The organism is Gordonia alkanivorans NBRC 16433 (assembly GCF_000225505.1).
GTDB lineage: Bacteria > Actinomycetota > Actinomycetes > Mycobacteriales > Mycobacteriaceae > Gordonia > Gordonia alkanivorans.
Genome location: NZ_BACI01000046.1, coordinates 12762 through 24626 on the forward strand (window position 1 = coordinate 12762; position 11865 = coordinate 24626).

Here is an 11865-nt window from a genome sequence, read left to right on the forward strand (position 1 = left end):
TCCCCCCAGACCGAAACCACGGCCCGAACCCACGGAGATGACCATGCTCGCTGACATGACCGAGAACGCCTACGCCGCAGGTGCCTACGCGGGTGTCGGAGTGATCCTGATGATCCTGTCGTTCGCCATCGTCGATCTGCTGACCCCCGGCAAGCTGCGTCACCAGCTCTGGGCCGAACGCAACCGCAACGCCGGAATCCTGGTCGGCTCCAACCTCTTCGCGGTGGCGATCATCGTGACCGCCGCCATCGTCGCCAGTGAGGGCCGGCTGCTCGAGGGCCTCACCTACACGGTGGTCTACTCGGCGATCGGCCTGATCGTGATGAGCGTGACGTTCCTGGTCATCGACGCGCTCACCCCCGGCAAGCTCGGCGAGATCCTCGTGAACCCGGAAAGCCATCCGGCGGTGTGGGTGCAGGGCGTCGCCCACATCGGGGTCGCCGTCATCATCGCCGCCTCCATCCTGTGACCACTTTCCATCTGTGACACTCACGGACACCTCCACCGAACCGCTCTCCGCGCGGCCACGTTTCGCGCGGTCCGCTCTGCTGGCCGTGGTGTTCGTCTGCGCCGCATGCGGTCTGGTGTACGAGCTGGCGCTGGTGTCCCTGGGGTCCTTCCTGATCGGCAACACCGCGACGCAGGCGTCGATCGTCCTCGCGGTGATGGTGTTCGCCATGGGGGTCGGCTCCCTCGCCGCGAAACCGCTCCAACCCCACTCGGTTGCCGCGTTCGCGGTCATCGAGCTACTGCTCGCACTCCTCGGCGGCCTGTCGGTGATGGCTCTCTACGCCGCCTTCGCCTACCTGGAGCTCTACACGCCGGCGCTCATCGTGGTGGCCTTCGTCCTCGGCGTCCTCATCGGGGCCGAGATCCCGTTGCTGATGGTGCTGCTGCAACGGATTCGACGCCAGGAGCCGGGTGCGGCGGTCGCGGACATGTTCGCCGTCGACTACATCGGCGCGTTGCTCGGCGGTCTCTGCTTCCCGTTCCTGTTGTTGCCGCTGTTCGGTCAGCTGCGCGGGGCACTCGTGGTCGGACTCGTCAACGCCGCGGCGGGCTGCTTCCTCGTATTCGTCATCTTCCGGAAGTCGTTGAGCCGCGGCCAACTCGCCCTGCTGTCCGCCGGAGCGCTGGCGGTGGTCGCGGCGCTCGTGGCCGGATTGATGCTGTCCGCCCGTTTCGAGGTGACCGCCCGGCAGGCGCTCTACCGCGACCCGATCGTGGCCGCCGCCCGGAGCGCCTACCAGGACATCGTGATCACCGAGCGATCCACCGGCGCAGGCCCCGACACCCGGCTGTACCTGAACGGCGACCTGCAGTTCTCGTCGATCGACGAGCACCGCTATCACGAGGCACTCGTCCATCCCGCGATGTCGGGTGAGCGCTCGTCGGTGCTCGTGCTCGGCGGCGGCGACGGCCTCGCGCTGCGTGAGGTCCTCCGATACCCCGACGCGCACGACGTCACCCTCGTCGAACTCGACCCGGAGATGATCCGGCTGGCACGCACCGACTCCCGCCTGACCTCGCTCAACCGGGGGTCGATGACCGATCGGCGTGCCGAGGTTGTGACCGCCGACGCCTTCAGCTGGTTGCGTCAGACGGACCGACGTTTCGACGTGATCATCGTCGACATGCCCGATCCCGACGACTCCGCCACCGCCAAGCTGTACTCCACCGAGTTCTACGCACTCGTCCGCGCCCACCTCGCCGAGCACGGTCGCGTCGTCGTGCAGGCGGGTTCGCCGTACTTCGCGCCGAAGTCGTTCTGGTGCATCGCCTCCACCATGAGGGAGGCCGGACTGCCGGCCACGCCGTACCACGTCGACGTCCCGGCATTCGGCGACTGGGGTTTTCACCTCGCAGGTGCCGACGGGCCGATCAGCCCGACGGTCGACGCTCCCGGGCCGTTGCGATTCCTGAGTCCGGAGCAGCTGACCGCGGCGACCGTCTTCTCGCTCGATCGGCAACCGCTCGACCTGCCACCGTCGACCCTGATGGACCCGCGCATCCTGCGATACGCACAGGGCGAGTGGGCGATCTACTGAACGGTTCACGTCGTAGATGTCGCGTATCGTCGCGCGCGGCAACACGATTCGCGACATCTCACGCACCCGGTTCCAGCGGCGGCGTCAACCGAAGACACCGCTTGTGACCGATGGTGTCAACTAGGGTGACACCATGTCGAGCGACGTGGCCATCATCGGGTCGATCCTGCTGCTGGTCATGGTGCTCGGCCTCGTCGCGTTGGTCCGGACGCGGCGTCAGGTCACCACCCCCACCGAACGCACGGTGCACATGGCGCTGCACACCGCGTCATTGGCGGCGCGATCGCTGCGCACCGGACTCACCGAGGAGTCGGCGGCCGAAGCCCTCCCCCATCTGCGCACGCTGACCTCCGCCGAGGCCGTCGCCCTGTTCGACGACGAGCCGCGGCGGCTCGCCCACGACCCGGACGACGACGAGATCTGGGACCCCGACATGCTGCGCGAGGCCGCCAGGGCAGCGGCTTCGGCGACCGGCGACCAGCGTCGGGTCCTGGTCTCCGACCCGTGCGGCGCGGAGTCGCCGGTGCGGGCCCTCATCGCCCAGCCTCTCGTCGCCGGCGACGCCAGTGTCGGCGTCCTCGTCGTCGCCACGACCCGCCGGCCTGGCCCGGGCATGCTCGGTGCCGTCGCCGAGGTGGCCCGCTACGTCTCGAGCCAGATCGAACTGGCCGAACTCGACGCCTCCCGCGCCCGCCTCGACCGGGCGGAGGTGCTCGCGCTCCGCGCGCAGATCAGCCCGCACTTCATCTACAACGCCCTCAACACGATCGCCTCGTTCGTCCGCACCGACCCCGACCGAGCCCGCGAACTCGTGCTCGACTTCGCCGATTTCACGCGCTACTCGTTCCGCGCGAGCGGCGAGTACACCGTGCTGGCCGACGAACTGCGCAACATTGACCGCTACCTCACCCTCGAACGCGCCCGCTTCGGCAACTCACTCGACGTGAGGCTGCACGTCGCGCCGGAGGTCCTGAACGTCGTCGTACCGTTCCTCGCGCTTCAGCCGCTCGTGGAGAACGCGGTCCGTCACGGACTCGCGTCGAAGGGTGGCGGCACCATCACCATCACCGCGGCCGACGAGGGCACCGACTGCGTCATCACCGTCGAGGACGACGGCGTCGGCATGGATCCCGAACTCCTGCGCAGCGGCGCGCTCGACGCGTTGGACCACAGCGAGGGCGCGCACGTCGGGCTCACCAACGTCGACCATCGCCTCCGCGCCGCGTTCGGCAACGACTACGGACTGGTGGTCGAGACGGCCGTGGGTGCCGGCACCAAGGTGGGCATGCGGGTACCGAAGTTCCGGGCGGGCATCCGACCCTGAGAGCTAGAAGACCATCTTCGCGAGCAGGAACGTGGCGGCGGCGAAAGCGGCGGCCGCAGGGAAGGTGGTCACCCAGGCGGCGGCCATGTTGCCCGCGGTGCCCCACCGCACGGCGCTGGTGCGCTTGGTCGACCCCACGCCCATGATCGCCGAGGAGATCACGTGGGTGGTCGAGATGGGTGCACCCAGGCCGGCCGAGGCGACGTAGAGCACCGAGGCGGCGGTGGCCTCGGCGGCGAAGCCCTGCGGCGGGTCGAGTTCGATGATCTTGCGGCCGAGGGTGCGCATGATCCGCATGCCGCCGGTGGCGGTACCGATGGCCAGGACCACGGCGGTGAGCAGGAAACACCACAGCGGAATCGAGTAGTCGTCCTGGTATCCGGCGACGACGAGTGCGAGAACCACGATGCCCATCGTCTTGGCCGCGTCCTGCATGCCGTGGCCGAACGCCATCATCGCGGCCGACACGGTCTGTGCGTGCCGGAATCGCCGGCCGGTGATCGCCGGCGAGGCGTTGCGGAAAAGCCACATGATCGCGAGCATCGCCGCGGCGCCCAGCGCGAAGCCGGCAAGCGGCGACAGCACCATCGGCAGCAGGATCTTCTCCACGACGCCGGCCCAGAGCACGGTGACCCCCGCGACCATGGCCGCGCCCACCATGCCGCCGATCAGCGCGTGCGAGGACGACGACGGCAGGCCGAACCACCAGGTGATGAGGTTCCAGGTGATGGCACCGATGAGGGCGCAGCCGACGAGCATCAGCGCGTCGGGTCCCGCTTTGAGGTCGATGATCCCCGAGCCGACGGTGCTGGCCACCTTGGCACCGAAGAAGGAGCCGATCAGGTTGCCGACGGCGGCCATCGCCAGCGCCGCGCGCAGCGTCAGGGCGCGGGTCGACACCGAGGTCGCGATCGCGTTGGCAGAGTCGTGGAAACCGTTGGTGAACGTGAAGGCCATGGCAAGACCGATCACCACGAGAAGTGCGAACACGGGTGTGTCACGACTCCTTGAGGACGATGGTCTCGACGATGTTGGCGACCTTCTCGAAGGAATCGGCGGCGTCCTCGAGCTCGTCGGCCACGTCCTTGAGCTTCATCACGGTCAGCGCGTCGAGGTGTCCGTCGAACAGGTAGGCCAGGAAGGTCCGGTAGGTGTGGTCGGCGCGGTTCTCGAGCGCGTTGATCTCGATCCAGTACCGCTCGAGGTCCTTCATTCCGGCGAGTCGCGGCATCGCGTCGGCGGTCACGCTCGCCGAGGTGTCGAGGATCTCGATCATCTCGCGCAGGTGTTGCGGGAGCTCGGTGACTCCGTAGAGGGCCATGAGGTGGGTCGCGGCCTCGATGTGGTCCATGACGTCGTCCAGGCTCGAACCGAGGACGTAGATGTCGGAGCGGTCGAACGGCGTGATGAAGCTCGAGTTGACCGTGCGGAACATCTCGTGGGTGATGCGGTCGCAGTCGTGTTCGAGGTCGACCATCCGGCGCGCGATCCCCTCGAAGTCCGGTTCGGGCTCCAGCAGGCCGGTGAGGGTCTTGGTCCCATCCGCCAGGCACTGGGCCGAGGACGTGAACAACCCGTAGAAGAGATCGTTCTTGGGTTTGAACCGGGAGAACACAGTGACTTTCTTCCTATCTTGCGTCCAACGCATCGAGGCGACGCTGTGCAGCGACTTCCTCGGTGAGTCCGTCTGACGTCGGGATGGCCGTGGACAGGGTATCGAGGCAGCCGACGGGCACACCCACCTGACCGGACTTTTTCCGGAATCAGAGAATCAGCAGGCGGACGGGGCGGCCGGATCTGCTGTGTGACGCGGCCCACGCGGTACGATCCTCGTGTCCGCCGTCGCGCATCAGCGCAGCAGTCGGGAGGAGATGGATGTCCGGGCTGGTGGTGCTCGCCGTCGACGACGAACCCCCTGCTCTCGACGAACTCCGCTACCTCCTGGACCGGCAGGACGAGGTCGCCGAGGTACATGACGCGACGGATGCGACCGGCGCACTCCGTGAACTCAACTCCCGCCGGGTCGACGCGATCTTCCTCGACATCAACATGCCGGGCCTGTCCGGACTCGAGTTGGCCGGCGTCCTCGCCAGGTACGCACAGCCTCCCGCGATCGTGTTCGTCACCGCGCACGAGGACAAGGCGGTCGACGCCTTCGAGGTCGGCGCCGTGGACTATCTGCTCAAGCCACTCCGCGAGGTGCGCCTCGCCCAGGCGCTCGGACGGGTCCGCGCCAGCCTCGACGCCCGCGCCAAACCCGCCGCGAGCACTCCTCCCCCGGCGCCATCGGGTGCGCCACGAGCCGCCTCCGACGACGTGATCCCGGTCGAGATGAGCGGTGTGACCTCGTTGGTCCGGCGTGACTCGATCTCGTGGGTCGAGGCCGTGGGCGACTACGCCCGACTCCACGCCGAGTCCGGCGCGCACCTCGTCCGCATCCCATTGTCGACCCTCGAATCACGTTGGCAGGACAAGGGTTTCGCCCGAGTTCACCGTTCCTACCTGGTGGCCCTGCCCATGGTGACCGGCCTGCGGACCACCGGGAGCGGGACCGTTGTCAGTGTGCGCGCGAACGGGGCGTCGGAAGCGGTGGAGCTGCCGGTCAGCCGGCGTCAGGTCCGCGACCTGAAGGACCGGCTCATCCGGGACCCGTTGCGCCAGTATCGTTCCCCCGCCGGTCGCGGCGATGTCTGAGAATCCGCCGCAGCGCGAACGGGTCGTCCTCGCCTCACGGCGTGGCGCCCGGATGGTGCGCACGCGCGTAGAGGTCCAGGAACAGACCGAGGTCGGTGACGCGCTGGTGCGCGGTCTGATGCGGGCTCAGCTCGGGTTGGCGTTGCGCCTCGGCGGGAGCCTGCTCGTCGTCGTGGTGGCGATACCTCTGCTCGCCGTGCTGGTCCCGAGCGTGGCCGAGACGACCCTCTTCGGCATCCGGATCACCTGGCTCGTCCTCGGACTCCTCGCCTATCCGGTGCTGTATCTGACGGGACTGCTGTACGTGCGGCTGGCCGAGCACGCCGAGCGCGACTTCATGAGTCTCGTCGACGACGATCCCGGCGATCCGGGCCGGACGTGAGCGGCGTCGACATGCTGACCGCCGTGGCGTTGTTCGCCGCCGCGGTCGCCACGATCGCGGTCGGGGCCTGGGGCGGCCGATTCTCCCGAACGACGTCGGATTTCCTGGTGGCCTCGCGTGCCGTCGGGTCGCGGTGGAATGCCGCCGCCGTGTCGGGTGAATACCTGTCCGCGGCGTCGTTTCTCGGTGTCGCCGGGCTTGTCGCGAAGTACGGCGCCGACGCCCTCTGGTACCCGGTCGGTTTCACGGCCGGCTACCTCGGTCTGCTGTTGTTCGTCGCTGCACCGCTGCGTCGTTCGGGCGCCTACACCGTGCCCGACTTCGCCGAGTTCCGGCTCTCCTCGACCGCCGTGCGCAAGACCGCGATGGTGGTCGTGGTCGTCGTCTGCGTGCTGTACCTCATCCCCCAGTTCCAGGGTGCGGGACTCACTCTCAACATCCTGCTCGGCGCACCCGTCTGGACCGGGGCGGTCGGCGTCGGCCTCATCGTGATCGTGAACGTCGTCGGCGGCGGGATGCGGTCGATCACGTTCGTGCAGGCATTCCAGTACTGGCTCAAGCTGACCGCCATCGCGATCCCCACCCTCGTGCTGATCGGGGTGTTCGCGAACGACCCGGCGAACGTCGGCGAGCCCGCACCGCCGCGGGTCACGACCGCCACCACCGTCGACGTCACCACCGACGTCTCGGTCACCGTCGCCGAGACCAAGGGGGTGCGCGTCACCGGCACGCTCGACGGCTCGCCGGTGGTCGATGCTCCGATCCCATCCCCCGGCGGTCATGTCATCTCAGCCGATTCCGTCATCTTCCTCGACGCCGGCGCGGCCACCCCGGTCGTGGCGGGAGCCCCGGTCGACGGGTCGGACTGGGTGGCGCCCGGCGGCGGTCTCGGCGGTCGCCACCCGCTGTTCCAGGTGCTCTCCCTGATCCTCGCCACGTTCCTCGGCGTGATGGGCCTGCCGCACGTCCTCGTGCGCTTCTACACCAACCCGGACGGCCGCACGGCCCGTCGAACGGCGCTCGCCGCGATCGCGCTGCTGTCGCTGTTCTATCTGTTCCCCGTCCTGCTCGGGGTGTTCGCTCGTCTCTACGTGCCCGAACTGCTGATCACCGGGACGTCCGACGCAGCTGTCCTCCTCCTCCCGAGCGCCGCCATCGGTGGCCTGGCCGGGCAGATCCTCGCCGCGCTGGTCGCGGCCGGTGCGATCGCGGCCTTCCTCGCCACGTCGTCGGGCCTGCTTGTGTCGGTGGCCGGCGCGCTGGCGACGGACGTCTTCCGCGGGCGCGTCCGCGACTTCCGCATCGCCGCGATCATCGGCGGCGCCATCCCGATCGCGCTCTCGCTCGCGGCGGGCTCACTGGAACTGTCGCGCACCGTCGGGCTGGTGTTCGCTGTCGCCGCGTCGACGCTGTGTCCGCTGCTCGTCCTCGGCATCTGGTGGCGTGGCCTGACGTCGACCGGTGCGATCGCCGGGCTGATCGTCGGCGGGGTGTCGTCGGGTTCAGCCACCTCGCTCGCGATCGCCGGGGTGATCGACGACGACGCCCTGGGCGGCTGGCCGGCCGCGCTGGTCGGCTATCCGGGCGCGGTCACCGTGCCACTCGCCTTCGGCACGATGGTGCTGGTCAGCCTCGCGACCCGACGACGCTTGCCCGGCGATCTCGCCCGCACTTTCGCGCGGATGCACGTCCCCGAACGCGTCGGGATGGGCGTCGACCGGCTTCCCGGCGGCTGACCGTTCACCGTTCGTCGGATCTGATCGACCGTCCGTCGCACAGTGCACAACCTTCGGCGTGTGACCCACGACACCAGTTGCGGTGTGATCTGCGCCTCAATCAGGCTGTTCTCCGAAGTGCCATCACAGCGGCCTCCACCGCCGTGGCCCCCATCGACTTGGAGGACAGCGTGTCGAACATCGACCAACCAGCAGCGGCACCACCGCATACGCCGGCGGGTGAGCAGTTCATCGAGATGCAGAACAGCCCTCAGTTCCAGGAACTGAAGGCGCGCCTGCGCAAGTTCATCTTCCCGATGACCGCGTTCTTCCTGATCTGGTACGCGATCTACGTGCTGCTCGGCGCCTTCGCGCATGACTTCATGGCGATCCAGGTGTGGGGCAACATCAACCTCGGTCTGATCCTCGGACTGCTGCAGTTCGTGACCACATTCGTCATCACCGGCCTGTACGTACGCTTCGCGAACCGCGAACTCGACCCGCGTGCCGAGGCCCTCCGCAACGAGATGGAAGGCGGCCCGTCACTGTGAACACCTCCGTCCACACCACCACGCTCGCCGCCACCGTCGGCAGCCCGGTCGCCAACATCGCGATCTTCGCCGCGTTCGTGGCGGTCACGATGTACATCGTCATCCGGGCCAGCAAGAACAACAACTCGGCCGCGGACTTCTTCACCGGCGGCCGCGGCTTCTCCGGCCCGCAGAACGGCATCGCCATCGCCGGTGACTACCTGTCGGCGGCCAGCTTCCTCGGCATCGCCGGCGCCATCGCGGTCTACGGCTATGACGGCTTCCTCTACTCCATCGGCTTCCTCGTCGCCTGGCTCGTCGCGCTGCTGCTCGTCGCCGAATTGCTGCGCAACACCGGCAAGTTCACGATGGCCGACGTCCTCAGCTTCCGCCTGAAGCAGCGACCGGTCCGTCTCGCGGCGGCCATCTCGACCCTCGCGGTCTCGCTGTTCTACCTCCTGGCCCAGATGGCCGGTGCCGGTGGCCTCGTCGCCCTGCTCCTCGACATCGAGGGTCGTGTCGGCCAGTCGATCGTGATCGCCGTCGTCGGCGCGCTGATGATCGTCTACGTGCTCATCGGCGGCATGAAGGGCACCACCTGGGTGCAGATCATCAAGGCGGTGCTGCTCATCAGCGGCGCGGCGATCATGACCTTCATCGTGCTCGCCAAGTTCGGCATGAACCTGTCGTCGATCCTCGGTGCCGCCCAGGACGCCATCAGCAGCTCGGGCAGCGAAAAGGTTGCCTCGCGTGACGTTCTCGCACCCGGCGCCCAGTACGGCGGTTCGCTCGAGTCCAAGATCAACTTCCTCTCGCTGGCCATCGCCCTGGTCCTCGGCACCGCGGGCCTGCCGCACGTGCTGATGCGCTTCTACACCGTGCCGACCGCGAAAGAGGCTCGTAAGTCGGTGGTCTGGGCGATTGCGCTCATCGGCGCCTTCTACCTGTTCACCCTGATCCTGGGTTACGGCGCGGCCGCGCTGGTCGGACCGGACAAGATCCTCGCCGCAGCAGGCGGACAGAATGCGGCGGCACCGCTGCTGGCGTTCGAGATCGGCGGTGTGGTGCTGCTCGGCATCATCTCGGCGGTGGCCTTCGCCACGATCCTCGCCGTCGTCGCCGGCCTGGCGATCACCGCGTCGGCATCGTTCGCCCACGACATCTACGCGTCGGTCATCAAGCGCAACAAGGTGAGTGAGGACGACCAGGTCCGCGTTTCGCGCTACACCGTCGTCGTGCTCGGCGTGCTCGGCATCGTGCTCGGCATCCTGGCCAACGGTCAGAACATCGCCTTCCTGGTGGCCCTGGCCTTCGCCATCGCCGCGGCGGCGAACCTGCCGACGATCGTGTACTCGCTCTACTGGAAGCGCTTCAACACCCGCGGCGCCCTGTGGAGCATGTACGGCGGCCTGATCTCCACGATCCTGCTGATCGTCTTCTCGCCGGCCGTGTCCGGCTCGTCGACCGCGATGATCCCCGGCGCCGACTTCGCCTGGTTCCCGCTGGCCAATCCGGGCATCGTGTCGATCCCGCTGGCCTTCGTCCTCGGCATCGTCGGCACCCTGACCTCGCCGAGCGACGTCGGGACCCCGGAACGCAACGCGGAGATGGAGGTTCGCTCCCTCACCGGAATCGGCGCGGAGAAGGCCGTGCAGCACTAGCCTTTTCGCACACCCACCCCTTTTCGGCAAACCCGTCACCCTGCGAGGTGGCGGGTTTGCCGATCAGTGGTGGGTTTGTCAGCGCGGGAATCGCCGGTCAGGCGTCCTGAATCCGCGCGAACGGCCGGGCGGCTTCGAGTTCGAACGCGAGCTCCAGCAGGGTGCGCTCGTCGCCGAGGTCGGCGGAGAGCTGGATGCCGACGGGCAGCCCCGACTTCGACTGTCCCAGCGGCAGACTGATCGCCGGGGTACCCGACGTGTTGTTCGCGGGCGTGAACGCGACATAGCGCGTCAGACGGTCCATAGCCTCACCGAAATCGATACCCGGGTCGAGGTAGCCGATCTCCGGCGGGAGGTGCGCGAGGGTCGGCGACAAGATCACGTCGAATTGCTCGTGCAGCGATCGGAACGCTGCGGTGGAGCGTCGGAGACCGCGGATCGACGACGGCATGCGATAGAAGTGTCGCAAGGCGTTGCGCGACAGCCCACGGGTGAACGAGTCCAACTGCTTGCGATCGAAACCCTTGTCGTGCAGTCGCTTACCGGTGCGGTCCAGCGCGAAGGCCAGCAACGACCAGTAGTCGATGAACTGCCGGATGTAGACGCGGTCGACCGGCAGCGGCACCATCTCTGTTCGGTGGCCGAGCGACTCGACGAGCTCGGCGACATCGGTGACGCACCGTTGGGTGTCGCTGTCGAGCAGCTGCCCGGTGATCGGTTCGGTGATCAGCGCGATCCGCAGCCGCTTCTCCCCCGGCCCCTCCACCAGACCGACCGGCGGCAGGCCGGGGCCGGGCCGGAAACCCTGCGAGTCGTCGAGGAACCGTGCCGTGTCCCGCACCGATCGGCTCACGATCCCGTTGCACACCAGGTCGATCGGCGCATCCTCGGTCTGCTTCGCCGGCGCGGTACGGCCCCGGCTCGGCTTCAGCCCCACCAGACCACATGCGGCAGCGGGGATTCGGATCGATCCGCCACCGTCGTTGGCATGGGCGATCGGCAGTGCACCCGCCGCCACGAGCGCGGCGGAACCACCCGAGGAGCCGCCGGCGGAGAAGTCGGTGTCCCACGGATTGCGGGTCGGCTCCCGGTCGACGTATTCGGTCGTCGCGGTCAGCCCGAAGGCCGGCATGTTCGACGCCCCGACGAGGTTGACCCCGGTCGCCAGGAACTGGTTGGTGAACGCCTCGTTCGCCGACGCCGGGTTCGGCGCGACCGCAGCGGACCCGTGGCACGTGGGCAGCCCTGCGAAATCGGTGTTGTTCTTGATGATCGACGGCACCCCGACGAACGACCCGGCCGGAAAGTCGCTGTCGACGGCGCGCTTGCGAGCTCGCTCGCGGTCGTCGAAGGCGATCGCGTTCAGCTGCGGATTGACCGCGTCGATCCGGGCGAGAGCCGCTTCGACCGCCTCGGCGGCCGAGATCTCCCGGGCGGCGATGGCGTCGGCGATGCCGACGGCGTCGAGATCACCGAGTGCGTCGTCTGTGAACGCGTGAACCTTCTTCATG

General features: G+C 68.1%; 11 protein-coding genes. 8 read left to right on the top strand and 3 right to left on the bottom strand.

The window, feature by feature from the left end; genetic code table 11:
* Nucleotides 1-43 precede the first annotated feature (43 nt).
* The 3 genes from GOALK_RS06830 to GOALK_RS06840 all read left to right on the top strand — a co-directional run bounded on the left by GOALK_RS06830 (nucleotide 44) and on the right by GOALK_RS06840 (nucleotide 3372).
* Nucleotides 44-469, top strand: coding sequence for a DUF350 domain-containing protein (locus GOALK_RS06830; protein WP_006358073.1), 426 nt, complete (start codon nucleotides 44-46; stop codon nucleotides 467-469).
* A gap of 13 nt (nucleotides 470-482) precedes the next feature.
* Nucleotides 483-2048 (top strand): polyamine aminopropyltransferase, encoded by a 1566-nt coding sequence (locus GOALK_RS06835; protein WP_006358074.1) that lies wholly within the window; start codon nucleotides 483-485, stop codon nucleotides 2046-2048.
* A 133-nt stretch (nucleotides 2049-2181) separates the two neighbouring features.
* The gene (locus tag GOALK_RS06840; protein ID WP_006358075.1) at nucleotides 2182-3372 is read left to right on the top strand and encodes a sensor histidine kinase; all 1191 of its coding nucleotides are present in this window, start codon (nucleotides 2182-2184) and stop codon (nucleotides 3370-3372) included.
* A gap of 3 nt (nucleotides 3373-3375) precedes the next feature.
* Here the strand turns inward: GOALK_RS06840 and GOALK_RS06845 are convergent, their stop codons facing one another.
* Nucleotides 3376-4362 carry an inorganic phosphate transporter gene (locus GOALK_RS06845; protein ID WP_006358076.1) on the bottom strand — a complete coding sequence of 329 codons (987 nt, stop codon included), beginning with the start codon at nucleotides 4360-4362 and terminating at the stop codon, nucleotides 3376-3378.
* A 7-nt stretch (nucleotides 4363-4369) separates the two neighbouring features.
* Nucleotides 4370-4987, bottom strand: coding sequence for a DUF47 domain-containing protein (locus tag GOALK_RS06850; RefSeq protein ID WP_006358077.1), 618 nt, complete (start codon nucleotides 4985-4987; stop codon nucleotides 4370-4372).
* Between the two features lie 260 nt (nucleotides 4988-5247).
* Between GOALK_RS06850 and GOALK_RS06855 the strand changes: the two genes are divergently transcribed.
* The 5 genes from GOALK_RS06855 to GOALK_RS06875 all read left to right on the top strand — a co-directional run bounded on the left by GOALK_RS06855 (nucleotide 5248) and on the right by GOALK_RS06875 (nucleotide 10354).
* Nucleotides 5248-6066 carry a LytR/AlgR family response regulator transcription factor gene (locus tag GOALK_RS06855; protein WP_006358078.1) on the top strand — a complete coding sequence of 273 codons (819 nt, stop codon included), beginning with the start codon at nucleotides 5248-5250 and terminating at the stop codon, nucleotides 6064-6066.
* Nucleotides 6059-6448 (top strand): hypothetical protein, encoded by a 390-nt coding sequence (locus tag GOALK_RS06860; RefSeq protein ID WP_006358079.1) that lies wholly within the window; start codon nucleotides 6059-6061, stop codon nucleotides 6446-6448. The genes GOALK_RS06855 and GOALK_RS06860 overlap by 8 nt, the downstream gene beginning before the upstream one ends.
* Complete coding sequence (locus GOALK_RS06865; RefSeq protein ID WP_006358080.1) at nucleotides 6445-8184, top strand: sodium/solute symporter; 1740 nt, start codon at nucleotides 6445-6447, stop codon at nucleotides 8182-8184. The genes GOALK_RS06860 and GOALK_RS06865 overlap by 4 nt, the downstream gene beginning before the upstream one ends.
* Before the next feature lie 170 nt (nucleotides 8185-8354).
* Nucleotides 8355-8714 carry a DUF485 domain-containing protein gene (locus GOALK_RS06870; protein ID WP_035754919.1) on the top strand — a complete coding sequence of 120 codons (360 nt, stop codon included), beginning with the start codon at nucleotides 8355-8357 and terminating at the stop codon, nucleotides 8712-8714.
* Complete coding sequence (locus tag GOALK_RS06875) at nucleotides 8711-10354, top strand: monocarboxylic acid transporter (protein WP_006358082.1); 1644 nt, start codon at nucleotides 8711-8713, stop codon at nucleotides 10352-10354. Before GOALK_RS06870 ends, GOALK_RS06875 begins: the two co-directional genes overlap by 4 nt.
* A 97-nt stretch (nucleotides 10355-10451) precedes the next feature.
* Here the strand turns inward: GOALK_RS06875 and GOALK_RS06880 are convergent, their stop codons facing one another.
* A complete protein-coding gene (locus GOALK_RS06880; RefSeq protein WP_006358083.1) occupies nucleotides 10452-11864 on the bottom strand; it encodes an amidase in 1413 nt (470 codons plus the stop codon).
* Nucleotide 11865 lies beyond the last annotated feature (1 nt).

Coding starts and splice junctions, on each gene's coding strand:
- GOALK_RS06880 (WP_006358083.1), bottom strand. CDS start 11,864: ATGAAGAAGGTTCACGCGTTCACAGACGACGCACTCGGTGATCTCGAC.
- GOALK_RS06840 (WP_006358075.1), top strand. CDS start 2,182: ATGTCGAGCGACGTGGCCATCATCGGGTCGATCCTGCTGCTGGTCATG.
- GOALK_RS06855 (WP_006358078.1), top strand. CDS start 5,248: ATGTCCGGGCTGGTGGTGCTCGCCGTCGACGACGAACCCCCTGCTCTC.
- GOALK_RS06830 (WP_006358073.1), top strand. CDS start 44: ATGCTCGCTGACATGACCGAGAACGCCTACGCCGCAGGTGCCTACGCG.
- GOALK_RS06860 (WP_006358079.1), top strand. CDS start 6,059: ATGTCTGAGAATCCGCCGCAGCGCGAACGGGTCGTCCTCGCCTCACGG.